This is a genomic window from Mesorhizobium abyssinicae, assembly GCF_049887195.1.
Lineage (GTDB): Bacteria > Pseudomonadota > Alphaproteobacteria > Rhizobiales > Rhizobiaceae > Mesorhizobium > Mesorhizobium abyssinicae.
Genome location: NZ_JARAKC010000009.1, coordinates 90258 through 115441, shown reverse-complemented (window position 1 = coordinate 115441; position 25184 = coordinate 90258). Strand labels below are relative to the sequence as shown.

Here is a 25184-nt window from a genome sequence, read left to right as displayed (position 1 = left end):
TGTGGCCGATGCGCGGTGCGCCACTGGCGGCGGTAGACTGCACCTCGGCGCTCATCTCATGACCAGCTCCCGCCCCAGCCGCTTCGGCGGCTCGGCCCGCAGCACCACATTCGTGGTCACCGCGCCGTAGCGGCCGATGCCATCGACGATTGCCTCGAGATCGGGCGGCGACGGGACGAGCACCTTGACCAGGAAACAGTCCTCCCCGGTCACGCGCAGGACCTCGATCACCTCCGGCATCTGCGCGAATTTCTTCAGGCAGGCCTGGATGTGCTCATGCGTGGTGCGCAGGCGGATGACGGCCATGGTGCCGAGCCCGAGGGCGGTCGGGTCGACCACCGCGCGATAGCCGGAGACGATGCCGCGCTCTTCCAGCCGCTTCACCCGCTCGGAAGTAGCGGGCTGGGACAGGCCGACACGCCGGCCAAGCGCGGAAATGCCGATGCGGCCGTCCTCCTGCAGGATCTCCACGATCGCCATGTCGGTGGGGTCGAGCCTCGCTCTTGTCTCGCCGTTTGCCATGCCTGCCTTCAATCCATCGGGAAACCTGCCTGCTTTCCGATGATCTCTCATTCCGCCGGCTGGCGGAAGGCCTAGAATTGCCGGCATCGCATCGACAGGAATAGGCAGTCCATGAACGAATTCATCATCGTGCCCGGCATCGGCGGATCGGGCGAAGCACACTGGCAGACGCGCTGGCAGCGGGCGAACCCGGCCATGCGCCGCTTCAGCCCGGCAAGTTGGGAGCAGCCGGATCTCGACGACTGGATCGGCGCCCTCGACGCTGCGGTGGCGGCGGCGAATGCCCCGCCTGTGCTGATTTCCCACAGCCTCGGCTGCCTGCTGGTCGCGCATTGGCAGCTTGTCTCGAAGGATGCCTGCGCCGGCGCCTTCCTGGTCGCGGTTCCCGATCCGGCGAGCCAGGCCTTTCCGGCCTCGGTGCGCGGTTTTGCCGGCGCGCCGGCGGGACGGCTCCGCTTTCCCTCGCTCATCGTCGCCAGCAGCGACGACCCCTACGGCTCGCTGGATCATGCCGGGACAAAGGCCGCGCAATGGGGAAGCGGCCTCCATGTTGCGGGAGCGCTCGGCCACATCAATGGCGACAGCGGACTGGGTGATTGGACCGAGGGAATGGACCTGTTGGCGGCTTTCGCGAGCGAGGTGCAAAGCGAGACGGCAGGGGCCTAGTTGGCGGAAGCGACGAACGATGACCTGAGCAAGGCGGCGAAGTGCACGGGGCGCTGAAGCTCGTCGCTGCCGCCTCCGCGGGCACCGGAGGATGGCCGCAGGCACTCACGAGCCACTCACCTCCGGTCCCGCCAGGGCATGTCCTTCTGCCAGTCGCCCGCCATGATCGAGCCGTAAGGGTCGACGAAGTCGTCGATCGTTGCAAGGCGGTGCCGCTCGATCTGGCCGACCACCTGGCTCGCGCTCTTGTAGGCAGCCGGCAGTTCCGACAGGTCCGGCGTGCCGAGCCAGAAGCGGATGTCGAGCCCGTTCGTCTCGGCCTTCACCACATCGTCGAAGTTGCGGCTGCCGATCACCTCGCGCAGATAGCGCGTGCGGCTCATGTTGCGGCCTGCGCCGTGCGGCGAAAAGCCGAGCGCCGCCTTCTTGTCGGCATGGCCGGCGATCAGGATCGGCTCGCTCATGTTCATCGGGATCAGTGTGCGGCCGTCATCGTCCGGCGAAAAGCCGGCGAAGGAGGGCGTCGCCCCCTTGGCGTGGTAGAAAAGCCCGTCGTCGCGGCGGAAGACGAAATTGTGCTCGTTCCAGAAGCGGTCGGCGATCTGGTTGCCGAGCTTGGCCTGGATGCGGTCATGGATGCGGAAATGGTTCTGCTTGGTCCATTCGCGAATGACCTGCAGCGCGTCCCAATAGGCCCGGCCGTCCGGCGTGTCGGCCTCGATCCAGGCGGCACCCGGCGGCGTCTTCGGCGAGACGATCGCGGTATGCCGGCGGGCAACCGCCATGCCGCGCTTGTAGAGCATGGCGCCCGGGCCGCGCGAGCCGTGATGGGTGACGATCGCCGGCTGTCCGGTCGAGCGCAGATGCCCGACATAGAGGAAGTGGTTGCCGTCGCCCTGCGTGCCGAGATTGCTGTCGCCGATCGCCGTCACGTCGGAGAGGAACCGGTTGGCCTTGAAGCGCGCCGAAAGCTCGGCGGGCATCGCCCAGCCGCGCTGGTCCTTGCGGCCGCCGGGACCGAAATGCGTGATCTCGAAGGCGGCGTCGAGGATCTTCTTCGGGTCGTCGTTGCGCTTGAAGACGGTGATGGCCATCGAGCAGCAGATGTCGGCCGAATGGAAGCCGGGATGGATGGCGTTCCTAGTCGCCACGACGCCGCCGACCGGAATGGTGCCGGCCGGACATGCGTCAGGCATGACGACACCTGACACTACGGTCGGCGTGCGCAGAAGCGCGTCCATCGCTTCCACGACCAGCCCGAGATTTTCTCGCTCGACATCATTCTCGGGTTCGAGGAAAACGCCGAACGGCAGCGCGTTGGTGCGCGGCATCATCTCGACCGGCATGAGCGTCTGGAGATGGGCGAATATCTCGTCCTGCGACCTGCCCTCGCCCTCCATGCGCCGGGCATCGTCAATCGCCCCGGGAAACCACTTCCCAGGCTTGAAGCCCCACTGGATGAGATCCTTGCCGGTAATCACGGCCGTTCCCCGTCGCCAAAAAGGCGCGGTGATTACCACATCGCGCCCGCGCGATCCAGCCGGCAGAACCGCCATCGCGCCGGAAGCGCCGTGGCCATGCCATGATCAGACGGCGGCGGCGACGCGCTCAGTTCGAGGGAGATCTTTCGCCCGCGCGATCCAACTCTTCGCGCGCCGTCTCTTTTTGCTTCTCGGCATCGGCCTTGCGCTTGGGGCAGTCATCGAATTCGTGGTCGCGGCCGCCGCAGTAGGAGCAGCATTTCGCGGGCGTTTCGGGGCGGAGCATCGAGGCCATTCCCAAGAATGCACGAAATGCTTTCCGGTTGCAGCAATTCGTGAAGGCGCGGCCACCGGCGTTCAGCCCATGCCCCGGCATGTCTCCTGCGCAGTCCCGGACGGGCCGCACACTTTTCCTGGAATTGCTTCAAAGGAGCTCGCCGCTCGCGCGGCGGGCTCCCAGTTAATCACCCGTCACGCATGCGCGTGCGGATGATGGACATCCCAGACCGCCCAGGCCGATGCGGCAACCACCAGAATGCCGAGGACAACATGGGTCGCCATCGCGTTGGCGTTTGCCATGAAGCCCAGCAGCCAGGGTGAGACGATCAGCCAAAGGCCGAGGACGAGATTGACCCATTCTTCCCACTCCGCGAACACCGAAAGCGTCGCCAAGGCCAGCGCGCCGAGCGCAACGCCTACGATCCAGGCGTTCCACGCGGGCATCGTCTCAGCGGCGAACCCGATGATCCAGGGGGAGATGAACAGGCAGATCGCGAGGACAAGATTGATCCAATCCTGGCCCCTCTTTCCTTCCATCATCATTGCCATAGACAACCTCCATGAAGATGAAGCTTGACCAAAGCACTACGTTTCGCGTGCAAGAGCACGCTTAGTCATTGATATAATTACGTTTCAAAATCCTTCAAGGTTTAGGCTACTTTTGCCTGACCCGCGGCCTCCGTGCCGCCGGCTGGAGATGCGTCGCTTTTTTGGAGGAACCCTCGGGCCATCGGCACGTTCGCCCATGACGGCATTGCAAATAGCAAAAATTTGCTTTGGCAAACAAAGTTGCCATATTAGCTGACTAAACGATTCGTGGTATCGTGAACCGATGGCCAAGAAGAAACCAAGACCGATGCTTTCCGCGATCCCGGCTGCCTCCGCGGCCGAGGCCTATGAGGCATCCTACTTCGCCCGCAAATGCGGCCTGACCCGCGACGAGGCGCTCCGGATAATGCGCGAGGCGCAGGTCATCGTGAAGGCACCCTCCGAAGGCAAGCGCAAGGGTTAGGCCCCTCCCCGCATCTCAAGATCACGCAAGCCTCCTCAATAGCCGCCGACGATCGGCAGGATCTCGCCGGTGATGTAGCTTGAGCATTGCGGCGAGGCGAGGAACACATAGGCCGGCGCGATCTCCTCCGGCTGGGCCGGCCGCTTCATCGGCGTCTTGGCGCCGAACTGGGCGACATCCTCGGCCTCCTTCTCCGAAGGGTTGAGCGGCGTCCAGACCGGGCCCGGCGCCACCGCGTTGACGCGGATGCCCTTGCCGATCAGGTTGCCCGACAGAGCGCGCGTGAAGGCGTGGATGCCGCCCTTGGTCATCGAATAGTCGACCAGATGCTTCGACCCCTCGATGCCGGTGACCGAACCGGTGTTGATGATGGCCGAGCCCGGCTTCATGCGCGGCACGGCCTCCTGCGCCATTTGGAAATAGCCGTAGAGATTGGTCTTCAGCGTGGTGTCGAAATGCTCCTCGGTGAGGTCGGCGAAATCGGTCGAATGAACCTGGAAGGCAGCGTTGTTGACCAGCACGTCGAGGCCACCCAATGCCTTCACGGTCTGCTCGACCGCCTTGCGGCAGAAGGCGCGCTTGGCGACATCGCCGCGCAGCGCCAGGCAGCGCCTGCCCTCGGCCTCGACGGCGCGCTTCGTCGTCTCGGCGTCGCGATCCTCGCTGAGATAGGCGATGGCAACGTCGGCGCCTTCGCGCGCGAACAGCACCGCCACGGCGCGACCGATGCCGGAATCGCCGCCGGTGATCAGCGCCACCTTGCCGTCGAGTTTCTTCGAGCCCTGCCAGAACGGCGCGTCGTAGAGCGGCGCCGGCTCGATCGCCCACTCCTGGCCGGGCTTCGGATGATGCTGCTTCGGAAAGGGCGGTTCGGGATAGCGGCGGGCGCCGGCCTGCATGGCGGGCGGCTCCTTAGCCTTCGGGCTGCGGCGGTCGCGCGCATCGACCTTGCGCTGCACCCGGCGCTGCTTCTGGGCGGCTTTCGACGTGTCGGACCTTGTCAGCATCGGTTTCTCCTTCGGTTCGAAGGGACAACGCATGCCGGCCGAAAAGGTTGGCGGGCGAAACCTGGCCGCAATGAACCGGGTCCGCCAGTCCCGCGGATACATCAAAGTTAAATGCGGCCGGCAGGCGCGAAGTGGTAGTTCATTTGCGGCGGGGGGCACTGGGAGGAGCCCATGGACGTTCGAAATCTGATCGGCAGATTGTCCTCCACCTTGCTGCGCCAACGCGCGGCCGCGTCGCCGGCTCCCTTCAGGCCGAGCCGCGACGCGCTCGCCGACGTCCCGCTGAAGCCGCGACCGCGGCCACCATTTCGGCCGCAGCCGCCGATCCGGCCGGCAAGCAACATGTAGCCACTCGACGCAGCCAAGGCGGAGACAAGCAGACCATGAAATGGGCAGGCATGAAATCGGCAGAGATGAAATCGGCAAACATGAGATCGCTTGAGATGACTCATCCGCTTCTGGTGCTTGGCATCGTCGCCTTCACGATCGCGCCCTTCGCGGGGCTGCTGTGGCGAACGAGGGAGTGGTTCGGCTGGTGAACGGCGATGAGCCGGTTCCTGCCCCTGACGATCAGGTTCGCCGACGGCGGCTCGATGGTCGTTTCATCCATCGCCGAGGCGAAGAAGGCGCTCGCCCGGGCATGGAAGGATAAGGACGCGCCGGCCTATGTCGCGGCGGCGCGTCTGGTGGATGACGCGCTCGAAGGGATCTGCCGGCCCGCCGTCGCCTTCGCAGCCTTCAAGAAGGCCGCCGCCGAGCAAGGACTGCTGAGGCCGGCCGCACCGAGTGCCGCGCTTACCATGCTGGACCAGTTGTGGTCGCCGGGCAGCAAGCCCGACCGAGAGCCCGATTGAACCACGCCATGGCCTGGGATGTACGGATCGGCGACGAAGTGATCGTGAACGCCACCGTGCTTACGCTGCTCGGCAGCGGTCGCGCGCGGGTCCGCATCCCGACCCACAATTATCCCTGTGCGATCGACCCGCCGGCCGGCGCCAAGGCCGGCGACCGGATCACCATCGCGGGTCACGTCACTGAGGTCGACCACGACAAAGGCAGGGTGACCTTCAAGGCGGGCGGCCTGGTCACTGTCGACATAGCGTCGGTCGCTGCCTGGAAGTCGGTGCTTCGCGATCCGCCCTGACGTCTAACGCGGCTCGCGGTTCATGCTGAGATAGGTCGGGTCGAACTCGGCCATCGCCACCAGCAGATCCCAGTCGAGGATGGTCACGGTATAGTTCGACCAGCTGACCAGGCCGATATTGCGCAGCATGCCGATGACCCGGTTCATATGGACGACCGAAAGCCCAAGCACGTCGGCCAGTTCGGCTTGCGACAAGGGAAGCTGGAAGCTCATCCCGGACGTGCGCTTGACGACCTGGAGACGGACGAACAGCTCGCAGATGAGATGGGCGAGATGCGAGGTCTTCGAACGCCGGCCCATGGCGACGATCCACTCTCGGTGAATGGCCCCGTCGACGAGCGTGTCCAGCCACAGCAGCCGGGTGAGATGGGGCGCCTGCTCGGTGATGGCGCGCAGCTTGGCGTGGTCGGCGGCGGCGACATGGCAGGGCGAGAGCGCGATGATGCCATGGTCCATTGTCTTCAGCAGGAAGGCGTGAAGGTCGACGAAATCGCCGGGGACCTGCAGTGAGGTGAACTGCCGTCCGCCATCCTCCAGCACCTTGTAGCGCGCGGCAATGCCGTCGAGGATAAGGGTGCTGTGGATCGGCCTCGACCCTTCGGAAACGATGTCCTGCCCCGTGGCGACATGTCGTTCGGTCGAGATGGCACCCGCCAGCAATTCCTTTTCCGCCTCCGAGAGGAGGTCGTGCTGGCCAAGGTTCAGATAGAGGGATTCGAGCATTCGGTTCCGATCCTGCGTGCACCGCCAAGAGCAAACGCCGCAACCGGCGCCTGGTTGCAGCACCGTGCGGATGACGATCGGCATGCGCGCCGGCAGACTTGCAGACAGGAGAGCCGTCCAGGCCTGCGCGCCGCGCCGTCCGCGGCTTGGGTTCACGAAATATTTCGGAGGGAACATCTGTTCCCGGCCGCGCTTATCGTGATGCAAGGAAACGGCGCTTGCGATTTCACAGGCGCCGTTTCTTTGCCCCCTCAAGTCGCATCAACCGATGGAGCAAAATGATGGCAAGGAAGAATTCGTCCGGCGCGGCGAACGGCCTGGAGAGCCTGTTCGTGGACGGCCTGAAGGACATCTACTACGCAGAAAAGAAGATCCTGAAGACGTTGCCCAAGCTGGCGAAGGCCGCCCAGTCGAAGGAACTGAGCGCAGCCTTCGAGAAGCATCGCATGGAAACGGAGGGACAGGTCGATCGCCTGGAACAGGTGTTCGAGCTGATGGGCAAGGCTGCAAGGGGCAAGACCTGTCCGGCGATCGACGGCATCCTCGAAGAAGGCTCGGAAATCCTCGAGGAGTACCAGGACGAGCCGGCGCTCGACGCGGGCCTGGTGGCGGCCGCCCAGGCCGTCGAGCATTATGAAATAGCCCGCTACGGCACGCTGGTCGCCTGGGCGGAGCAACTGGGCCTCAAGGACGCAGTGCCGTTGCTGCGCGAAACGCTGGCGCAGGAGTCCGCCACCGACGAGGCGCTCAGCGCTTTGGGCGAAAGTGGCGCGAACCAGCGGGCGTTGCAAGCGGCCGCCTGAGCCGCCGCGCACGCGATCTGGGCGTCCGCAATTGCGGTCCCGGTCGGCACCGGGGCCGCGCGCGATCACCAGGATTCCATGAACAACCGGGCGTATCGGCCGCAACCTGCTGCCGACGGGCTCAAGCTTTGGCACGACGCCATCGAGCATGGCGCAGCAGGCGGAGGATTTAAGGTTGGAACGAATATTCAACCGTGTCGCGGAGGCGGTCGCCCATGCCGCGGGTCGCCCTTGGGCTTTCGCCTCATGCCTGGCCTGCGTGGTCGCCTGGGCCTTGTCCGGACCGGTGTTCGACTTTTCGGAGACCTGGCAACTCGTCATCAACACCGGGACCACCATCGTCACCTTTCTGATGGTGTTTCTGATCCAGAACACCCAGAACCGCGATGGTGCGGCCATTCAGGCGAAGCTCGACGAACTCATACGGTCCGGACAGGGAAAGAACGACTTCATCGGCATCGAGCACCTCACGGAAGCCGAGGTGCAGGAATTCAGAAATCGGTGCGCCGAGGCCAAGCAGGCTCAACTGCGTTCTGAGGGCGCCTACTGATTTCGGGACGGTGCCAAGCAGCTTGGGAGGTAGGCGTGGGCGTCACATACAAATCAGTCCAGGAACGGCTTCGCGAGGCCGGGATTGTCATGAGCAAGAAGGGCGAAGTGCACAGAATCAACTACTTCGGCGGGCTCGAAGAGACGGCACTTTATACGACCAGCCTGGAAGAAGCCCTGACCATGGGGCTCGGCATGGCAAGGCCGGAGGGTCTGTGACGTCGGCCGACAATTTTATTTAAGCAATTGCTAACGGAACACAACCGGCCGTGCGATATTGAATCAAATTCGAGTATCGCGCGGGGAGTCCCGATGCCTAAGCCCGCCGGCAGGGACCGGTTGTCATTCATCGAGCCGCTGATGCCGACGCTCGTCGACAAGCCACCGGAAGGCGACGGCTGGATTCATGAAGTGAAATTCGACGGCTACCGCTCCCAAATTGTTCGGGACGTGGACGGCGTGCGCATTTTCAGCCGCCGCGGTCTCGACTGGACAGCAAAATATCGCGACCTTGCCAAGGCCGCGAGCGAGCTCGACGTCGAGGAAGCGATCATCGACGGCGAAGTGATCGTCACGAATGAGGCTGGACTGTCCGACTTCAAGGCGCTGCGCAAGGCCATCACAAGTCGGCAACAGGACCTCTATTTCGTCGCCTTCGATCTTCTCCACCTCAATGGCCGCGACCTCCGCGACATCCCGCTGGAGGACCGGCGCGAGATCCTTGCCGAGATGATCCCGCCTGGCGGGCGCATCCAGTTCAGTCAATCGTTGCCGGGCGATGCCAAGTCCATCTTCCATCTCATCGATCAAGCCGGCCTTGAGGGCATGGTTTCGAAGCGCAAGGAGAGCAAATATCGATCCGGCAATTCTACGGCCTGGCTCAAGGCCAAGTGTTACGCGATCGACGAATACGATCTGCTCGGCGTCGAGCGCGAGGCGGGCAAGCCTGCCTTCGCCCTCCTGGCGGAGCGCGGCACCGGGCGCTATGTCGGCAGCGCCTTTATCACCCTGAATAGGGAAATGCGGGAACGCTTGTGGCAGCGCGCCCTGGAGCACGCAGGCACGGCGCCGAACGGCATGAAGCGGCCGGCGACGCAGTGGGTAAGGCCAGGGCTGATTGGCCGTGTGAAGCATCTGCGGGGCGAGGACGATCTGCGCCACGCGTCTTTGCAGGACTTCCGCGAGGTAGGGACACCCTAGAGGCGGAGAACAGGCTCTGAAGTATGGTGAGGCGACGTTGACCGCCGCCTCACCAGCCTAGACGTGCGAAGGCCGCGCCTTCCAATAAGGCGGCGGCATATTTCCGTCCTCGATAAGGATGTCCTTCTTCCGGGCAAAGGCGGCAAAGATTCCCCTGGCCGTCTCCGCGTCGATGTCTCCGACCAGTGCCGCCTTGCACGCGCGGATGGCAGCTTTCTGCTCGGGACTGTTGCCGCACCAATCGGTGGCAAACTGGTATGCGTCAACCACGGTGTTGAGCTGACGGGGAAACCCCATTCCAACCCAAACTCGGATCGGCTTTTCGAATGGCTTTGAGAGCATCGCGACCTCCATCGCGAGACTTCAAGCGGCTAGCCCACCGCGGCCGCCGACGCTGGCCATCCATGGCGGCGGTGCGCTCAGTTCTTCAAGAACCTTGGCTGATTTTGCGAAACCGCAGAAGGCCTCCCTTGCGGCGTTTCGCGGGTAATCGCTGTCGAATGCCTTTTGGCAGGCTCGCAGCGCAGTGTCGTAAATCGGGCCGCGCCTATTTTTCGGCCATTCGTAGAGAAATTCCAGGGCGTCCTCGATGCATGCGATTTCCTGGATCAGGCTGTTTCCGCTCTTGACGAAAACAGGGCTGTCGAACATCCGGTCGTTCATAAGATCCTCCAAATCGAACGAACAATTGAGTGTCAGGAGGGCCGGGACCTACGGCAGTGTCCCTGGCCCAGCGGCGATATGGGTTTGAGGACTTTTGTCGTCAAGAGTGCTCTGCAACCTCTATGAGCTTGGTGCATGGACCTCGCCCGAATAGGACCTCGCGAACCAGGCTCATCGCCAACGGGCGTGGCGACCTGGTTAGCAAGCGGATGCTAATATGGATCGCTTACCGTTGGCCCGCCGGGGTGGGTGTGTCGTTTGCGAGCCGACCTGCGACGTCAGGTAGGTCCGGCCTGCTCTGGACAAGGGTCATATTCGTCTCGCTGTCAGACACCGCATGTTGCTGGCAAAGCCAAGGCGCCCACCATATTCGAAAGGTAAGCATGGCAGGCACCCAGGATGACCGAACGGAGTGGATTTGTCGGCGGCCCCCGAAATCAATGGATCAGCGGTTTGCTGGTTGCCGCATCCAGTCCTTTGCCTTTGTCGCTGCGACTTCAGTCGCAGCGGGCTTGCGACTGCAGTCCCCCATCGGAACGAATGACATCAGGCCCCGTTTTGCGGAGCATTGAAGTCGGAGGGATTTGCATCATGAACCGGCGAGCAGTGTCGTCTTTCGACTGCGAGGTCCTTCGGTGTGCCTTCGTAAGATCGGTCATCGAAGACGGAATTCCTGAAGACAGATGGGCGGCCCACGCCGCGCTTTTGATCCGCGAGCTTACCGGCAAAAAGGATGTCGACCAGCGCCTGTTGGATTGGGTTTTGCAAAGCAGCAGCGTTCCCCACCTCCAGGCGAAATAGCTCAAGGCTTAGACCTGGCGATCGGAGCGACTAGGAGGTTCTGTTCGAGCCTGCAGCGCGATGGAATAAGCAACGGCCGAGCAATGGAAACATGGCGGCCAAACTGAACCCGCCATTCGGGGTTCGGGTGGCTGGCCTCTCCGCAGGATTTCAGAGTCAAATCCAAAAAGCCCGCCGCCAAGGAGTTAGCGGCGGGCAGTTCAGGGTTGCCGCAGATGGAGGGGATGATCTCCTGCGACTTCTACCAATGGACTGGCGGGCCGTTGTTTCCCGTGTTCGGACCTCTGCGTGCGGCCATCGGACCTCAGTCGCCATTACCGGGGACGCCAACCAAGTTTCGTTCCTTGCTGCAAGCGCCCACCATGCTGAAAGGGACACATGGCGGGCACCCGTGATGACCGCCGATTAGGGGCTAGCTGTCGACGGTGCCCTACCAATGGGTTGCCGGGATGTTGGTTGCCGCGCCTGGGCCCTTTGCCGCCGGAGCTGAGACCTCAGTCGGACCAAGCCATAGACCGTGGCCCAAGCCCGGGAACGAATGCAGGCAGGCACCGTTGCGCAACGGAGGGATATCTATTTGGGAGAGGAACGATGGACGACAGAGACAACAGCGTTCTTGAGGCCCGGTGGCTGCTCGCCGTGCCCGCTTCACTGGTTCTCACAGTGCTCATTGCCGGCTTTCTGCTCGTGTAAACGGCCCATGGATCGATCCATTTTCCAGCGCAATTTTGACAGATCCAATGTCGGGGAACCGTGCGGCGGGGCATGCGTTTAGTCACGTCCCAAAAATCCCGTTGCCACCCATCCTTCAGATGGCAGCGGGGTTGCTGGATAGCCCGGTTTCCCTAACTCCTGTCACTCCGTGGAGGAGCAAAGCCGGGCTATTCGGTCCTACGCCGAATCGACTCGCTAACGTCACATTGCAGGAATACAATTCTCTCGTCGTCCGCACCCAACCGAGGCGAGCGGATGCTTGAAAGAGCAGATCACGCTTTCGCCCGGGTGAGGGAGAAAGCGTCATGGCTTTCAAAAAATACAGCAGCATATTCACGCCCGTCGATCTGGAGATTCTCCAGAGGGTTTTTGACCAATTATGCGCGGAGCGACGTCTGGCCCTCAAAGACCGGGAACAGAGGGAGCAGCTTGCCTACGAAGTCATCCAGGCGTTCGAGAACGGCATCTGCGACGAAGTCGCGTTGCGCCGGTTGTTTTCGAAACGCCGCGAGGCCATGGCCGAGTGAAAGCTCTCGGAGGCGACTTCACCGGACGCCTCCCGTTCCGGAGTTGCCCTCTTCCATCTCATCCGACAGAAGCCTGGCCAGATGGTCACGGCTCAAGCCCAGCGTTTGCTTCAGAACCACCAGGAAGGCGCGCGCCCTCTCTGTCGGCAGGCCGCTCTGCTCGGCCTGGGCGATGACCTCGAGCTGATGCTCCAACCGCTGTTCAATCTCGCGGATGTGCTGCTCGACCCTGGCGATGTCGTCCTTGATGCTCATGCCGCGAAGATAGCCCATTGGAGCTAGACTGACAGCCCTTCGTTCACGGAACGTCCGGCAGGCGTTCCTAGCTACGTTAGTTGTCGCTAAAGGCGCCGGGCTGGTCCTGTGCCGTTCCACCGGATGAACGCCACCTCCTTGCCGGTGACCTCCCGCACCGTCCTCAACAACGCCTCATGCAGAAGCTGGAGCGAGCGGTAGTGATCGCATTGCGGCGATATCAGCGGACCGACGATGCTCTTATGCAGCGCCTCCGCTGCCTGTAGGAACCGCTCCAAATCCGGACCGGATAGCTGCCTGGGCTTGTTGCGCCTGACCATTGCGATCCCCCGAGCATCGCCTCATATAGGATAATAATCCTATATCGCTTAATGGCTGTAAAGAGGGTGGATAAGGCGGAGCGGTTACGCCGCGGAATGCGCCAGCTCAAGTCGCTCGGCTCGGGCCCAGCCTTGCCGCGGAATTTCAGGGAAACGACCGACGGGTCAGAATTCGCGCTTGAGAAGTTGGAAAAGCGACTCCTCGTCCGATACGCCGCTGGCGAAGATATCCATTATCTGTGCGGCCAAGGTATGCGCTTCGCGGGTGCCGGGCAGAATGGCGAGGTCCTGGCAGATGCGGTCATAGACCCTCTGCAGGAGGGCCATGTCCTCCGGGTAAGCCACGCCGCTGGTTTTGGTAGGATCGAACATCGCTTCCTGCCTCGTGCTGGGGCGGAAGCGCTCTGTTCGCTTGCTGTCGGCGATGCCCGTGTCAATTACCGCCGATGGTGGAGGATAGGCCGGTTGGGGGCCACGGCACTATAACAAATGATGGAGCGGACCGGACACCGGCCCTCTGCGCAGTTCGATCGGACTTCAGTCCAACTTCTCTTCCGGCGGCCGGGTCTGGGCAGCCGCGATGGCCGAGCGCAATGCCTCAATGGAACCAGTTCCGCCTCCCTCAGTTCCATTAGGACGTCTCTCGCGGGTTGGCGGCCAAAAATGGCTCGGCTGCCCGAGGCCCGAGGACAGTTTTTTGCCGGAGGAACCGATGTCGCTGCACACCCTTCATCCCGAACATGTCGATGAAACCCGCATGAATGCCTATTCGACCTTCGCCCCTGCCCTTCTCAATTCGCTGGCGCTGCGGCTGGCCCGCTGCCAGGGAACGAAGGAACTGGCGGAGGTGGAGAAGTCGCTCATCCGCCTTGTCGAAGACTCCGACGTCGCCGCGCCGCAGGTCGAGGCGATGAAGGAGTTCGCGATCGAACTGGTGGTGTCGACGATGAAGAACGTCCGCGACCACCCAGACTCCAAGAGCGATCTCGAGGAGATCGCCGGCCGCCGCACCCAGGGCCGTTCGGAAAGTCCGGACACGCTCGAGGAGCAGTTGGAGGCGGGCCTGGAGGACAGTTTTCCGGCCAGCGATCCGCCGGCCGTGGTCTCCACCGCCATTTCCGGCGGCGCCAAGGAGATTGTCGGCACCGACGAGGTGCTGCGGCAGAAGAAGGAGGCTGCCGCCCGGGAGGCGCAGAAGAACGAATAGCCGTTCCGGAATTGGGTCAAGGCGAAGCGATATGGCGGTTCAGCCTAGCGCCAAAGCTCCAGGATGACTTCGACCGGAGCGACCTCGACATGATGTGAATATCTCTTGCTGAAGAGGCTGACGATGGCGTCGTAGGCCTCGTTCGAGGTGCTGCAGATCGCATCCTGAGCCAGGACCGTCCTGTAGCCGAAGTCGATCGCGCCTAGCAGCGTTGCCAGCACGCACATGTCGGCTTCGCCGCCACTCACGATCACCGTGTCGACGGCGTCGTCCGCCAGGGCCCGCTGCAGCCGGCCGCCAAACCAGGGCGAATAGACGAATTTGTCGAACTGGCGCGCGGGCGGAACGAACCGCCGCAGTTCCGGTGCAAGTTCGATGATGTCGGCGCCTGCGCGTTCGAGCGTCATGTCGGCCCAGCGCAAATAGTAGTCGCGCCACTGGCCGGTGCCGTCGCCCGGCCTGCGGGCCGGAATGAACCGCGTGAAGACCGTTCTCGCTGGCTGCCTTTCGACAAGCTGGATCACCTTCGGCAAAGTTTCGGGGAGCCAGTCGACGGCCCACGGGCCCGGCGGCATGAACATTTGCTGCATGTCCACGCAGATGTGGATCGCATTTGCCGGGATCGGACGGAGGATCTGGTTCTTCGTATTCTCTGGCATCGCCTCTCCCGCCGCCTGCGCGGCTTTCTACGGGGTGCCGCAGCCCGGCTGGTGCGACCTGCCGGGCTTCGTTGCAATGCGACGGCGCGGGCAAAGTTCCTGCGGGGGAACCTGATGCTTCGCGAAGGGTTCTCCTCCCAACAGGAAGGAGCACGCAATGAACAAGAACAAGGATGCTCGCGACAAGGATACTGGCGCCGCTGGCGCCGTTCCGCGGCGGCCCGGTGCGGGCCATGCTCCCGAGGCGACGGGGCTGCCCACCAAGGGCGGCGACGATCCGCTGGTGCGGTTCCTGGCGGAAAACACCGACCTTTCGCCGAAACAGGCCCGGGAACTCATCCGCGAGCACGGCCACGACCGGCAGCGGCTGCTGGAGATATCGCGCACGATGAAGGCTGAGGGCTGACCGAGGACCAGGCAAGGAAACAAGAGAATGAGCATGCTGTACCGCGCGGCCAGGATCGCGCAGGAGGCGCATCGGTCGCAGACCGACAAGACCGGCGAACCCTATATCGAGCACAGCCGGCGCGTCGCCGAACAGGTCGAGACGCTCGACCAGAAGATCGTCGCTTATCTGCATGACGTCGTCGAGAAAGGCGAAGGCTGGACCCTCGGCCGGTTAAGGACGGCGGGCTTCGGCTCGCCCGTCGTCGCCGCCGTCGATGCGCTGACGAGAAGGCTGGACGAGACCGAGCAAGGGTTCCTGTGCAGGGCCGCGTCGAACCGGCTTGCGCTGCCGGTCAAGCGGGCCGACCTGAACGACAATCTCTGGCAGGCGCGCCAGGCCGGTGTTTCGACCGCGAAATACGAAACCGGCCTGTGCGTCCTCAACCGGCTTCGCGGCGCCAAGACCATTCCACCAAAGAGACGTGCCGGGACGAGGATGATCGGAACGAGGCTCGACGCCAGCCGTTCCCCTTGATCGGCATCTAATGGAGCAGAAAAATGCCACGCGGAGACAAGTCGAAATACACCGACAAGCAGGAACGCAAGGCCGACCATATCGCCGAGGGGTACGAGCACCGCGGTGTGTCCGAGAAGGAGGCCGAGCGGCGCGCCTGGGCGACCGTCAACAAGGACGATGGCGGCGGCAAGAAGGAAGGCGGCTCGGGACGCGGCAAGCACACCGGCAACCCGGCCGCGCACAAGGGCGGCAGGATGGGCGGCAAGGCCTCCGGCGAGAGGCCGGCGGCCAGCCGGTCGGCCTCGGCCAAGAAGGCGGCGGCGACCCGCAAGCGCAACGACAGCCACACGCATCATTAGCGGCGGACGCCGAAGCTAAAGGCCGGCGGGACAGCGCCCCCCTGGGCATCTCCCCCAGGGGGGAGATTGGCAGTTCCGCCCTAAAGCGGCATCTCCGAGGTCTGCTTGATTGTCTGGCTGGGCACCTCGGTCTTGACGTTCTGCACGCCCTTGATGCGGCTGAGATGCTCCGACTGGAAGCGGCGGTATTCGTCGATGCCGGCGGCCACAACACGCACCATGGCGTCGCAGTCGCCGAGCATCAGGTAGCACTCCATCACCTCGGGCAGCTTGGCAGCTTCGGCGGCGAAATGCTCGATCGTGTCCTCGTCCTGCTGCTTCAGCCAGATGCGGGTGAAGAAGGTGTGGCCGCGGCCGACCTTGGCCGGATTGAGCACGGCGACATAGCGGTCGATGACGCCGGCCTCCTCCAGCAGCTTGACCCGTCTCAGGCAAGGCGAGGGCGACAGGCCGACTTCCCGCGCCAGATCGTTGTTGGCCATGCGCCCGTCGCGCTGCAGGGCGCGCAGGATGCGTTTGTCGATCTCATCCAGCTTCATGGCTCAGAATTCCATCTTTCTGCCTGATTGCGATATCCAATGCCAATTCCTGGCAGAAAAGGCGAATCTTCGCAACCAAATTGCTCGACGTTTGGCCTATGCTTACCGGCATATAGTCATCGACATCGGATGGTTCGGACGCAGGCGGACGCGAGGCGCGCCCGGCTTCGTTCGCGCAAGGAGTCCCCATGAGCATCTCGCAAGCAAGCCTGACCCTGGACGAGGCGCCTTACCGCCAGCGGTCCGAATTCCGGCGCGGCGTGGCCGCCTCGACGCCGGTGCTGCTCGGCATCGTTCCCTATGCGCTGGTGCTCGGCGCGCAGGCCGCGCAGAAGGGCCTGAGCGTCGCCGAGGTTCCGCTGATGACCGGCATGAACTTCGCCGGCGGCTCTGAGTTCGCGGCGATCCAGCTCTGGACCTCGCCGCCGCATATCCTTCTGATCGCTGCCATCACCTTGCTGGTCAACAGCCGCCATTTCCTGATGGGGGCGGCACTCGCGCCGTTCCTGCGCGAGCTGCCCCTGCGCAAGGTGTTTCCGGCGCTGTTCCTGATGTGCGACGAGAGCTGGGCGCTGGGCCTGGCGGATGCAAGGCAGCGGGCGGCCGCGGGCCTGAACCCGGCCTTCAGCCTGCCCTACTATGCCGGCACCGCCCTGCCCTTCTACCTCGCCTGGGTGGCCTTCACCACCGCCGGCGCAGCACTCGGCCCGGTGCTCGGCAATGTCGAGGATTACGGTTTCGCCATGGCCTTCCCGGCGGTGTTCCTGGTGCTGATGCGCGGCATGTGGAAGGGCTTTGCCGCAGCGCGGCCGTGGCTGGTCAGCCTGGTGGTGGCGGCGCTCACCTATCTCATCGTTCCCGGCGCCTGGTATGTGGCGGCCGGCGCGCTTTCCGGCCTGGTCGCGGCCTATATGTTTTCGGGAGACCAGGCATGATCGATCCGGCCAACCTCATCGCCATCGTGCTGATGGCCAGCGTCACCTATCTGACCAGGATCGGCGGCTATGTCGTGCTGCGCAACCGCACGCTCGGCCGCCGCGCCACGGCGGTGATGGAAGCCGCGCCCGGCTGCGTGCTGATCTCGGTCATTGCGCCGGATTTCGTCTCGAAGAACCCCGCCGACCTGGCAGCGCTCGCCATCACGCTGCTCGCGGCGACCCGGCTGTCGATGCTGCCGACCGTGGTGATCGGCGTGGCGTCGTCCGGGGTGTTGCGGTGGTTGATGGGGTAGTCACCTAGGCTGGCGGGACAGCACCCTCTGCCCTGCCGGGCATCTCCCCACGAGGGGGAGATTGGCAGTTTCAGCGCCGTGACTCAGGCGTCGCCGCCGCCTTCATGGCTGCCGCCATCGCCGCCGCCGTCGCCGCCGCCACCGTCACCGCCGTCACCGCCGCTGCCGCCGTCACCGCCACCATCGCCGCCATCATGGCCATCGCCTTCATGATCGCCGCTCTCGTGATCACCATCGTGGTCGCCGTCGCCCTGGTCGCCCTCATGCGAGCCGGCGCCGGCGCCCTCGCCCTGGTGATCGCCCTTATGATCGCCCTTGTCGCCTTCATGGCTGGCGGTGGTGCCTTCGTCGACTTCGTTGGGCAGCGTCGCCGTCACCGGGCCGCCATGGTCCGAGAACTCGCCCGCGAGGGATTGCTGCGCCGCGAGAATGCCGAACAGGCCGACCGAGGCGGCCAGCAGCAAAGGAAAAGGCTTCATCATCGTCTCCCACCCGGCACGCGGCCGCCATTGTCGATGGCGGATCATTTGTCCGGCCGGATTACGGCGCCCTTAAATGCGTAGCTTCAATTTTAGCAGTCGCTTATTTTCGTGACCCGATGAGGAAGCCGGCACCGGGCCTGCCGTCCTTACGCGCAACCGTTCAGCGGCCGTAGAGACCGATCTCGTCCGGCTGGATCGGGCCGGCGGCTTTCCCCTCGCCCTTGGCGTGATCGCCCGCCTGCTTGCTCAGCGCCGCGTCCAGCCTGTCGCCATCGCTGCCTTGCGGATCGATGATCGCATTGACGAGCGTGTCGAGCGAAACGCCGAGCTGGTCCAACCCCAACTTCTTTTCGATCGCGATGATCTCGGCAGCGGATTTCTGTTTCAACGCCTCGACCGCGTTCTTGACGGCCGTGCCGTAGGAAAACAGGGACTGGTAGTCGCCCTGGTCGATGCCGAATTCCTTGCCGACGCGCTCCATCAGCCGGACCTTCATTGCCGTGATGTTGAGGCTGTTCACGCTGAACATGGATCCGGAGATCCTGGCCTGCGCCTGCATCAGAGGCGAGCCTGAGCCGGAACCGTCGGGACTGGAAACGCCATTGATGCCGGCGGCGAGACTGTCTTCAGCCGCCGCCGATTGCGGGCGTTGCTGCTGCAGGATCAGCAGGGCGGCGTTGTTCAGCGCGGGAAGTGAGGACATTGCCGGTCTCTCGGGCACGCCCGCTCGTCATGCAACGGGGCACCGCACATCGAGCCAAGACATCATGCCTTGAGCGGAACAATCGGTCCGGCAGAGCATTAGCCTGACCCCGATTAAGAATTTCTTAGGCCGACCGGGTCAACCGAGCCGGCAGGGCCGCCTCGCCGACCGCCCTGGCGACGATCGCCTCCAGCGCCTCCGGCCGGTGCAGCAGAAAGCCCTGGCCGTAGGCGACGCCCATGTCGCGAAGGATGTCCATCGCCACCCGCTGTTCGACCTTCTCGGCCACGACGCTGCAGCCGAGGCTCCTGGCGATGCCGGAAATCGCCGAGACGATCTCGCGGTCGAAGCGGCTCTCGGCGATGTGCTCGACGAAGGAGCCGTCGATCTTGATGGCGTCGACCGGAAAGCGCCTGAGATATTCGAACGAGCTCATGCCGGCGCCGAAATCGTCGAGGCTGACCCGGCAATGCCGCTCGCGCGCCTTGCGCACGAAGGCCTCGGCGGCGTCGAAATTGGTGACGGCGGCGGTCTCGGTGATCTCGAAGCCGATGCCGGCCGGCGGCGCGCCGGTCTCGGCGATGACGGCATCGACGAACTCCCAGAGCTGCGGGTCGCTCAGCGTCTGCGCCGAAAGGTTGAAGCCGAGCGAAATGGCGCCCGAGCGCATCGCCGGACCGTGCATTTCCAGCGCTGCCCTGACGATCCAGCGGTCGAGCCTGGAAGCGATGCCGAAGCGCTCCGCCACCGAAATGAACTCGCCGGGCGGGATCATCTTGCCGTTGCGGGCGGAAAGCCTGGCCAGCACCTCGACCTGGCGGCTGTAGCGCCAGGGCTGGCCGAGCCGATGGATCTGCTGGCCGAACAGTTTCAGCCTGCCGTCCTCCATGGCATCGACGAGGTCGGCGGCAAGCCGCGCCGCGTTGAGGCCGCCGGAGCCGGAAGCCGTCTCGGCCGAGAACACCGCGAAGCGGTTGCGGCCGGCGGCCTTGGCCGCGTAGCAGGCGTCGTCGGCGCAGGCCAGTGCATCGGCTACCGTGGTGTCGCGATGGGCGACGAAGGCGATGCCGATGCTGGCCGCGAGCCTTCGCGTCGTGGCGCCGAGCTCGGCGTCGCGCACGGCGGCAAGCACCGCGCCGGCCAGCCGCTCGGCCTCGGCCTGGCCGCAGTTCGGCACCAGCAGCGCGAACTCGTCGCCGCCAAGGCGTGCAGCGTGCGCCGATGACGGCAGGCTGGCGAGGATGCCGGCGGCGATGCTCTTCAGCGCGAGGTCGCCGGCGGCATGGCCGGCGAAGTCGTTCAGCGCCTTGAAGTAGTCGAGGTCGACATAGAAGACGGCGAGCGGCAGCCGGCGCTGCGTGGCGATGTGGTCAGCCAGCAGCCGGTCGAAGGCGGCGCGGTTGAGCAGGCCGGTCAGGGCGTCGTGGTTGGCGGCGTAGGTGAGTTCCTGCGAGCGCTTCTTGTCCTCGGTGATGTCGCGCACGGTGCCAAGGATCTGGCCGGCGCCGCCGGCGCAGGCGATGAAGCGGACCAGCGATTCAAGGTGGCGGATCTCGCCGTCGCGCCTGATGATGCGGTATTGCGAAGCGGTTACCGCCTCCGATCCGGGCGGCGGCAGGTGCGCCCGCTCGGTGGCCTCCTTGTCATCGGGATGCAGATAGGTGTGCCAGAGGCCGGCCGACACCTCGTCGGTATCGCTGACCAGGCCGAAGATCTCCCGGCTGCGGGCATCCCAGAAGCTCTTGTTGGTGGCGATGTCATAGTGCCAGATGCCGGTGCCGCTGGCGGCGAGCGCCAGGCGGAAGCGCACATTGACCTCATCGAGTGCCGCCTCGGCCTGTTTTCGCCGGGTGATATCGGTCTGCACGCCCATCAGCCGCAGCGCCCGGCCCTCGGCGTCGCGCTCGACGATGCCGCCGCGGTCGAGCACCCAGACCCAGTGGCCATCCTTGTGCCTGAGGCGCAGCTCCGTCTCGATGGATTCCGTGAGGCCGGCGATGTGGCGCTCGCCGCTGGCCAGTGCCCGCTCGCGGTCGTCGGGATGGGTGAGCGTCAGCCAGAGATCCGCCGTGGCGGCAAGCTCGCCCTCGGCGTAGCCGAGCATCTTCAACCAGGTCGGCGAGTAGTAGCAATCGCCGCTGGCGACGTTCCAGTCCCAGACGCCGAGATGGGCGCGTTCCAGCGCGAGCGCCCAGAACTCCCCCTTGCGTGTCTTGTCGTCCGCCATGCCCGGTTTTTATCCGCCCTGTTGGAGGGCAGTGTGCACAAAACCAGAGAAGAAACCGTTACCGCCTGGATCAGGCCGGGCGCCGCCAGCGATAGGCCTCATCGACGATGCGCAGCGTGCCGAGGTTGTCCGCGAGCGCCGACAGCAGCGCGCTGTTGTCAAAACCGTAGACGCTCGGCTGCACCAGCACGGCGCGATCGATGCCATACGCCTCCATGACCCGGCGGTAGTCGGCGACCGTGACCATCGCCGGCGTGTAGCCCGCGCCGGGTCGAGCGGACAGGCCGAGGCGAAGACATGGCCGGCGCAAGCGGCGGCAGGCACTGCCGGGGCTCCGTCCCCGCCGGGAGATGCGCGGCGCTCATTCGGGGCCCTCCCCGGCGACGCCGGACGCGGTCAGGAAATCGAAGTCGCAGCCCTGGTCGGCCTGCAGCACGTGGTCGTGGTAGAGCCGGGCATAGCCTCGCGCCGGCCGCTCCACCGCCGGGCGGGCAATCGCCGCCCGGCGCGCCAGTTCGGCGTCGTCGACCAGCATGTCGATGCGCCGCGCCGGCACATCGAGGCGGATCATGTCGCCATTCTGCACCAAAGCGAGCGGACCGCCGGCGGCCGCCTCCGGCGAGATATGCAGCACCACCGTGCCGAAAGCGGTGCCGCTCATCCTGGCATCCGAGAGGCGCACCATGTCCTTGACGCCGAGCGCGGCCAGCTTCTTCGGGATCGGGATGTAGCCGGCCTCGGGCATGCCGGGCGCGCCGCGCGGTCCGGCATTGCGCAGCACAAGCACGTCGTCCGCGGTGACGTCGAGCGCCGGATCGTCGATGCGCTCGGCAAGGTCGGCGACGGATTCGAAGACGACGGCGCGCCCGCTGTGCCGCATCAGCGCAGGCGAGGCAGCGGAATGCTTGATGACCGCGCCGCGCGGACAGAGATTTCCCGACAGCACGGCCATGGCGCCCTGCCCCGTCACCGGCCGGCCGAGCGGCCGGATGACGTCCTGCGCATGCATGTCCTCGGGCTTCATGACGCGGCCGCCAAGCGTGCCGCCCTCGACCACGGGCGTCGTCAGGTCGAGGACGTCGACGAGCTCGGCCAGCAGCCTGGGCGCGCCGCCGGCCTGGTGGAAATGCTCCATGTAGTGTTCGCCAGACGGCTTCAGGTCGACCAGCACCGGCACCTCGCGGCCGATCCGGTCGAACTCGGCGAGATCGACCGGATGCCCGGCCCGGCCGGCGATCGCGGCGAGATGGATGATGCCGTTGGTCGAGCCGCCGATCGCCTGCATGACGACCATGGCGTTGCGTATCGATGCCGGCGTGACGATGGCGCCGGGCAGCGGTGCGCCGGAGACGGCAAGCGTGGCGGCGGCGCGTCCGCTCGCTTCCGCCGAGCGGACGCGCTCGGCATGGGGCGCCGGAATGGAGGCGGCGAAAGGCAGCGAGAAGCCCATCACCTCGGCGACGATCGCCATGGTGCTGGCGGTGCCCATGACCATGCAGGTGCCGACCGAGGGCGCCAGCCTGCCATTGACGAGGTCGATCTCGGCGGCGTCGACATCGCCGGCGCGGTGGCTCGACCACAGGCGCCGGCAGTCGGTGCAGGCGCCCAGCGTCTCGCCCTTGTGGTGGCCGACGACCATCGAGCCGACCGGCACCACGACCGTCGGCAGGTCGGCGCTGATCGCGCCCATGATCTGCGCCGGCAATGTCTTGTCGCAGCCGCCGATGACGACAACCGCGTCCATCGGCTGCGCTCGGATCATCTCCTCGGTGTCCATCGCCATCAGGTTGCGCAACACCATGGAGGTCGGATGGGCGAAGGATTCGTGGATGGAGATGGTCGGGAACACCATCGGCAGCGCGCCCGAAAGCATGACGCCGCGCTTGACCGCCTCGATCAGCTGCGGCGCGTTGCCGTGGCAGGGATTGTAGTCGCTGGCGGTGTCGACGATGCCGACGATCGGCCGCTCCAGCGCGTCGTCCGAATAGCCGGCCGCCTTGATGAAGGCCTTGCGCAGGAACAGCGAGAAGGCTGCGTCGCCGTAGCTGGTCACTCCCTTCCTGAGGCCGCGATACGGCAATCGGCACCTTTGGGCTGAATCTCACGCTGACTGCGGACGCCCGGGTGGGTCGCCGCTGACCGGAACCATAGGCGAACCGCTCATATTGTCAATAATTATGAACTATACTCCGGCGAGAATACCCAAGATATGGCAGCTGTGACTTGTTATGCGTGTAGTATTATCGATTATCGTGACCATTCGCTCCAGTTGCGGAAAGGCTCTGTCTGCGGCTAGAGTGACCGCAGAGGACGCGGCAAGGACAAGGAAATGCTCCACGTGGCAGACTATGGCGGCAAGGAAGCCGACGTCGTGCGGGCGCTGGAGGAGGACATCATCTTCGGCCGCCTGGCGCCCGGCACGCGTTTGGTCGAGGACGTGCTGCTTGGCCGCTTCCCGGTGTCGCGCCACACCATCCGCCAGGCGCTCTATCAGCTGGAGAAGCTCGGCGTCGTCACCCGCGAGCGCAACAAGGGCGCGATGGTGAGGCGGCTATCACAGGAAGAGGTGCGCCAGATCTACGAAGTGCGCGAGCTCTTGCAGCGGCAGGCGGCGCTGATGATCCCGCTGCCGGCAAGCGATGCGCTGATCGACGAGCTGATGGATATCCACCGGATCTACAGCGCCCATGTCGACGCCCACTATTTGCGCGGCATCCACGAGGCCAACGACCGTTTCCACCTCACCATGTTCTCTGCCTGCGGCAACGACTATCTGGTGTCGTCGATCGACCATTACATGCGGCTCAGCCTGCCGGTGCGGGCGAACTCGCTCGCCGACCCGGACAAGCTCGAAGTCTCGCGCCAGCACCACTGGTTCATGATCGAGGCGATGAAGCGCCGGGACAACTGGGTGCTGGCGCAGCTCTGCGTCGACCATCTGCAGCCGAGCAAGATGTTTTATCTCGAGGAGATCGAGAAGGCGGATGGGGTGTAGGAGCCCCTATGACCCCGCCGCCAGCCGCCGCCGCACCACTGCCGCATGGAATCGCGCGCCGTGCAGCAGGCCTTCGTCGTTGAAGTCGTAGGACGGATTGTGCAGCGGCGCGCTGGCGCCATTGCCGAGGAAGACGAAGCAGCCGGGCACGTGGGCGAGGAAGCGGGCGAAATCCTCCGAGCCGGTCATCGGCTCCGCCGCGACGCCGACGGCGTCGTGGGCCAGCACGTTTCGGGCCGCGACAAAAGCCTCGTCGACCAGGCCGGCGTCGTTAACCAGCGGCACGAACTCGCGCGTGTAAGTGACGTCGGCGGCAACGTTATAGGCCTGCGCCGTGCCCTCGGCGATGCGGCGCATCTCACTTTCGATCGCCGCGCTCACCTCGGGGCGAAAGCTCCTGGCGTCGCCGAGGATGCGGGCAAGGCCGGGCAGCGCGTTGCGGGTGCCGTCGGTGATCAGCTCGGTGACCGAGACGACGCCGATGTCGGCAGGGCTCAAGCGGCGCGAGACGATGGTCTGCAGATTGACGACCAGCGCGCAGGCGGCGACCAGCGTCTCCTGGCCGGCATGCGGACGCGCGGCATGGCCGCCGACACCCTTCAGCACGATCTCGAAATTGTCCTCGGCCGACATGATCGGCCCGACGCGGGTCTCGAAATGGCCGATGGGCAGGCCAGGCATGTTGTGCAGGCCGAAGATCTCCTCGAAGGGGAAGCGCTCGAGGAGCCCATCGTCCAGCATGGCGAGCGCACCCCTGCCCCACTCCTCGGCCGGCTGGAAGATGAAGCGCACCGTGCCGTCGAAGCCGCCTTCATTGGCGAGCAGCTTGGCCGCGCCGAGCAGCATCGAGGTGTGGCCGTCATGGCCGCAGGCATGCATGGTGCCGGGCGTCTGCGAGCGGTAGTCCATCGTGCCCTGCTCGGCGATGCGAAGCGCGTCCATGTCGGCGCGCAGCGCGATCGCGCGGTTGCCGCTGCCCCTGATCAGCGTGCCGACGACGCCGGTGCCGCCAATACCCTCTGCGACCTCCAGCCCGAATTCGCGCAGTTTTTCGGCGACGAAAGCGGCGGTGCGCTTCTCCTCGAAACCGAATTCGGGATGGGTGTGGAGATCATGCCGCCACGCCGTCATCTCGCGGTGCAGTGCCAGTTCGTCGAGCTTGGCCATCTTCGTCCCTAAGTCTGTTCTCTACGCATCCGGACGGAAAGCTAC

At 64.8% G+C, this 25184-nt stretch carries 34 protein-coding genes and 1 pseudogene; 16 read left to right on the top strand and 19 right to left on the bottom strand.

Annotated features, from left to right (window positions below; translation table 11 throughout):
* Window positions 1-51: 51 nt before the first annotated feature.
* On the bottom strand, window positions 52-522 hold the full coding sequence (locus tag PU724_RS20615) for an Lrp/AsnC family transcriptional regulator (RefSeq protein ID WP_127285772.1): 471 nt from the start codon (window positions 520-522) through the stop codon (window positions 52-54).
* Window positions 523-633: 111 nt separating this feature from the next.
* Between PU724_RS20615 and PU724_RS20610 the strand changes: the two genes are divergently transcribed.
* Window positions 634-1188 carry an RBBP9/YdeN family alpha/beta hydrolase gene (locus PU724_RS20610; protein ID WP_354423485.1) on the top strand — a complete coding sequence of 185 codons (555 nt, stop codon included), beginning with the start codon at window positions 634-636 and terminating at the stop codon, window positions 1186-1188.
* Window positions 1189-1304: 116 nt separating this feature from the next.
* Here PU724_RS20610 and PU724_RS20605 read toward each other — a convergent pair whose 3' ends face one another.
* The 3 genes from PU724_RS20605 to PU724_RS20595 all read right to left on the bottom strand — a co-directional run bounded on the left by PU724_RS20605 (window position 1305) and on the right by PU724_RS20595 (window position 3497).
* Window positions 1305-2666, bottom strand: a complete 1362-nt coding sequence (locus PU724_RS20605) for an RtcB family protein (RefSeq protein WP_483238247.1) — start codon at window positions 2664-2666, stop codon at window positions 1305-1307.
* Between the two features lie 130 nt (window positions 2667-2796).
* The gene (locus PU724_RS20600; RefSeq protein WP_426213564.1) at window positions 2797-2964 is read right to left on the bottom strand and encodes a hypothetical protein; all 168 of its coding nucleotides are present in this window, start codon (window positions 2962-2964) and stop codon (window positions 2797-2799) included.
* Window positions 2965-3140: 176 nt separating this feature from the next.
* Entirely contained in the window at window positions 3141-3497 is a 357-nt protein-coding gene (locus PU724_RS20595; RefSeq protein ID WP_127285774.1) for an SPW repeat protein, read from the bottom strand.
* 307 nt (window positions 3498-3804) lie between these two features.
* On the opposite strand from PU724_RS20595, the gene PU724_RS20590 reads away from it, so the two are divergent.
* Window positions 3805-3960: a hypothetical protein gene (locus PU724_RS20590; RefSeq protein ID WP_292106416.1), complete on the top strand. Its 156-nt coding sequence runs from the start codon at window positions 3805-3807 to the stop codon at window positions 3958-3960.
* A 35-nt stretch (window positions 3961-3995) separates the two neighbouring features.
* On the opposite strand, the gene PU724_RS20585 is transcribed toward PU724_RS20590, so the two are convergent.
* Window positions 3996-4967 (bottom strand): SDR family oxidoreductase, encoded by a 972-nt coding sequence (locus tag PU724_RS20585; protein WP_354423488.1) that lies wholly within the window; start codon window positions 4965-4967, stop codon window positions 3996-3998.
* A 545-nt stretch (window positions 4968-5512) separates the two neighbouring features.
* Here PU724_RS20585 and PU724_RS20580 point away from each other — a divergent pair.
* Both PU724_RS20580 and PU724_RS20575 read left to right on the top strand, forming a co-directional pair.
* Window positions 5513-5821 (top strand): DUF982 domain-containing protein, encoded by a 309-nt coding sequence (locus PU724_RS20580; RefSeq protein WP_127285776.1) that lies wholly within the window; start codon window positions 5513-5515, stop codon window positions 5819-5821.
* 8 nt (window positions 5822-5829) lie between these two features.
* On the top strand, window positions 5830-6111 hold the full coding sequence (locus PU724_RS20575; RefSeq protein WP_426213561.1) for a hypothetical protein: 282 nt from the start codon (window positions 5830-5832) through the stop codon (window positions 6109-6111).
* A 3-nt stretch (window positions 6112-6114) separates the two neighbouring features.
* On the opposite strand, the gene PU724_RS20570 is transcribed toward PU724_RS20575, so the two are convergent.
* On the bottom strand, window positions 6115-6834 hold the full coding sequence (locus tag PU724_RS20570; protein WP_127285778.1) for a Crp/Fnr family transcriptional regulator: 720 nt from the start codon (window positions 6832-6834) through the stop codon (window positions 6115-6117).
* Window positions 6835-7115: 281 nt separating this feature from the next.
* On the opposite strand from PU724_RS20570, the gene PU724_RS20565 reads away from it, so the two are divergent.
* From PU724_RS20565 to PU724_RS20550, 4 genes are all read left to right on the top strand, one after another.
* The gene (locus PU724_RS20565; protein ID WP_127285780.1) at window positions 7116-7637 is read left to right on the top strand and encodes a YciE/YciF ferroxidase family protein; all 522 of its coding nucleotides are present in this window, start codon (window positions 7116-7118) and stop codon (window positions 7635-7637) included.
* 148 nt (window positions 7638-7785) lie between these two features.
* Window positions 7786-8187 (top strand): low affinity iron permease family protein, encoded by a 402-nt coding sequence (locus tag PU724_RS20560; protein WP_354423490.1) that lies wholly within the window; start codon window positions 7786-7788, stop codon window positions 8185-8187.
* A gap of 35 nt (window positions 8188-8222) precedes the next feature.
* Window positions 8223-8405 carry a hypothetical protein gene (locus PU724_RS20555; protein WP_354423491.1) on the top strand — a complete coding sequence of 61 codons (183 nt, stop codon included), beginning with the start codon at window positions 8223-8225 and terminating at the stop codon, window positions 8403-8405.
* Window positions 8406-8546: 141 nt separating this feature from the next.
* Window positions 8547-9386 carry an ATP-dependent DNA ligase gene (locus PU724_RS20550; RefSeq protein ID WP_354423492.1) on the top strand — a complete coding sequence of 280 codons (840 nt, stop codon included), beginning with the start codon at window positions 8547-8549 and terminating at the stop codon, window positions 9384-9386.
* Between the two features lie 57 nt (window positions 9387-9443).
* On the opposite strand, the gene PU724_RS20545 is transcribed toward PU724_RS20550, so the two are convergent.
* Both PU724_RS20545 and PU724_RS20540 read right to left on the bottom strand, forming a co-directional pair.
* Window positions 9444-9728: a DUF982 domain-containing protein gene (locus PU724_RS20545; RefSeq protein ID WP_292170754.1), complete on the bottom strand. Its 285-nt coding sequence runs from the start codon at window positions 9726-9728 to the stop codon at window positions 9444-9446.
* A 21-nt stretch (window positions 9729-9749) separates the two neighbouring features.
* On the bottom strand, window positions 9750-10049 hold the full coding sequence (locus PU724_RS20540) for a DUF982 domain-containing protein (protein ID WP_127284591.1): 300 nt from the start codon (window positions 10047-10049) through the stop codon (window positions 9750-9752).
* Window positions 10050-11869: 1820 nt separating this feature from the next.
* Between PU724_RS20540 and PU724_RS20535 the strand changes: the two genes are divergently transcribed.
* Entirely contained in the window at window positions 11870-12091 is a 222-nt protein-coding gene (locus PU724_RS20535) for a hypothetical protein (RefSeq protein WP_189340404.1), read from the top strand.
* 18 nt (window positions 12092-12109) lie between these two features.
* Here the strand turns inward: PU724_RS20535 and PU724_RS20530 are convergent, their stop codons facing one another.
* The 3 genes from PU724_RS20530 to PU724_RS20520 form a co-directional block, all read right to left on the bottom strand.
* On the bottom strand, window positions 12110-12346 hold the full coding sequence (locus tag PU724_RS20530) for a hypothetical protein (RefSeq protein ID WP_127393308.1): 237 nt from the start codon (window positions 12344-12346) through the stop codon (window positions 12110-12112).
* A gap of 86 nt (window positions 12347-12432) precedes the next feature.
* Complete coding sequence (locus tag PU724_RS20525; RefSeq protein WP_127284590.1) at window positions 12433-12666, bottom strand: hypothetical protein; 234 nt, start codon at window positions 12664-12666, stop codon at window positions 12433-12435.
* A gap of 165 nt (window positions 12667-12831) precedes the next feature.
* Window positions 12832-13038 (bottom strand): hypothetical protein, encoded by a 207-nt coding sequence (locus PU724_RS20520; RefSeq protein WP_127284589.1) that lies wholly within the window; start codon window positions 13036-13038, stop codon window positions 12832-12834.
* 340 nt (window positions 13039-13378) lie between these two features.
* Here PU724_RS20520 and PU724_RS20515 point away from each other — a divergent pair, with 340 nt between their 5' ends.
* Window positions 13379-13873 carry a hypothetical protein gene (locus PU724_RS20515; protein ID WP_127284588.1) on the top strand — a complete coding sequence of 165 codons (495 nt, stop codon included), beginning with the start codon at window positions 13379-13381 and terminating at the stop codon, window positions 13871-13873.
* 44 nt (window positions 13874-13917) lie between these two features.
* On the opposite strand, the gene PU724_RS20510 is transcribed toward PU724_RS20515, so the two are convergent.
* Complete coding sequence (locus PU724_RS20510) at window positions 13918-14532, bottom strand: cysteine hydrolase family protein (RefSeq protein WP_354423496.1); 615 nt, start codon at window positions 14530-14532, stop codon at window positions 13918-13920.
* A 157-nt stretch (window positions 14533-14689) separates the two neighbouring features.
* On the opposite strand from PU724_RS20510, the gene PU724_RS20505 reads away from it, so the two are divergent.
* The 3 genes and pseudogenes from PU724_RS20505 (at window position 14690) to PU724_RS20495 (ending at window position 15795) form a co-directional block, all read left to right on the top strand.
* Window positions 14690-14938: a hypothetical protein gene (locus PU724_RS20505; RefSeq protein WP_354423498.1), complete on the top strand. Its 249-nt coding sequence runs from the start codon at window positions 14690-14692 to the stop codon at window positions 14936-14938.
* A 27-nt stretch (window positions 14939-14965) separates the two neighbouring features.
* A pseudogene (locus PU724_RS20500) lies at window positions 14966-15373 on the top strand (HD domain-containing protein); the annotation flags it as partial.
* A 104-nt stretch (window positions 15374-15477) separates the two neighbouring features.
* Window positions 15478-15795 (top strand): plasmid stabilization protein, encoded by a 318-nt coding sequence (locus PU724_RS20495; RefSeq protein ID WP_127284585.1) that lies wholly within the window; start codon window positions 15478-15480, stop codon window positions 15793-15795.
* 80 nt (window positions 15796-15875) lie between these two features.
* Here the strand turns inward: PU724_RS20495 and PU724_RS20490 are convergent, their stop codons facing one another.
* Window positions 15876-16334 carry an Lrp/AsnC family transcriptional regulator gene (locus PU724_RS20490; RefSeq protein WP_127284584.1) on the bottom strand — a complete coding sequence of 153 codons (459 nt, stop codon included), beginning with the start codon at window positions 16332-16334 and terminating at the stop codon, window positions 15876-15878.
* Between the two features lie 188 nt (window positions 16335-16522).
* Here PU724_RS20490 and PU724_RS20485 point away from each other — a divergent pair, with 188 nt between their 5' ends.
* Complete coding sequence (locus tag PU724_RS20485; protein ID WP_127393303.1) at window positions 16523-17269, top strand: AzlC family ABC transporter permease; 747 nt, start codon at window positions 16523-16525, stop codon at window positions 17267-17269.
* Window positions 17266-17565, top strand: coding sequence for an AzlD family protein (locus tag PU724_RS20480; protein WP_127311682.1), 300 nt, complete (start codon window positions 17266-17268; stop codon window positions 17563-17565). The genes PU724_RS20485 and PU724_RS20480 overlap by 4 nt, the downstream gene beginning before the upstream one ends.
* A gap of 83 nt (window positions 17566-17648) precedes the next feature.
* Here the strand turns inward: PU724_RS20480 and PU724_RS20475 are convergent, their stop codons facing one another.
* The 5 genes from PU724_RS20475 to PU724_RS20455 all read right to left on the bottom strand — a co-directional run bounded on the left by PU724_RS20475 (window position 17649) and on the right by PU724_RS20455 (window position 23030).
* The gene (locus tag PU724_RS20475; RefSeq protein ID WP_292170766.1) at window positions 17649-18044 is read right to left on the bottom strand and encodes a hypothetical protein; all 396 of its coding nucleotides are present in this window, start codon (window positions 18042-18044) and stop codon (window positions 17649-17651) included.
* A 163-nt stretch (window positions 18045-18207) separates the two neighbouring features.
* Window positions 18208-18750, bottom strand: coding sequence for a hypothetical protein (locus tag PU724_RS20470; protein WP_354423501.1), 543 nt, complete (start codon window positions 18748-18750; stop codon window positions 18208-18210).
* A 124-nt stretch (window positions 18751-18874) separates the two neighbouring features.
* The gene (locus PU724_RS20465) at window positions 18875-20977 is read right to left on the bottom strand and encodes an EAL domain-containing protein (protein ID WP_127284579.1); all 2103 of its coding nucleotides are present in this window, start codon (window positions 20975-20977) and stop codon (window positions 18875-18877) included.
* 70 nt (window positions 20978-21047) lie between these two features.
* Window positions 21048-21224 (bottom strand): hypothetical protein, encoded by a 177-nt coding sequence (locus tag PU724_RS20460; RefSeq protein WP_354423504.1) that lies wholly within the window; start codon window positions 21222-21224, stop codon window positions 21048-21050.
* A 114-nt stretch (window positions 21225-21338) separates the two neighbouring features.
* Window positions 21339-23030 carry a dihydroxy-acid dehydratase gene (locus tag PU724_RS20455; RefSeq protein WP_354423506.1) on the bottom strand — a complete coding sequence of 564 codons (1692 nt, stop codon included), beginning with the start codon at window positions 23028-23030 and terminating at the stop codon, window positions 21339-21341.
* Window positions 23031-23306: 276 nt separating this feature from the next.
* On the opposite strand from PU724_RS20455, the gene PU724_RS20450 reads away from it, so the two are divergent.
* Window positions 23307-23972 carry a GntR family transcriptional regulator gene (locus PU724_RS20450; protein WP_354423508.1) on the top strand — a complete coding sequence of 222 codons (666 nt, stop codon included), beginning with the start codon at window positions 23307-23309 and terminating at the stop codon, window positions 23970-23972.
* Between the two features lie 6 nt (window positions 23973-23978).
* On the opposite strand, the gene PU724_RS20445 is transcribed toward PU724_RS20450, so the two are convergent.
* Complete coding sequence (locus PU724_RS20445) at window positions 23979-25139, bottom strand: M20 aminoacylase family protein (protein WP_354423510.1); 1161 nt, start codon at window positions 25137-25139, stop codon at window positions 23979-23981.
* Window positions 25140-25184 lie beyond the last annotated feature (45 nt).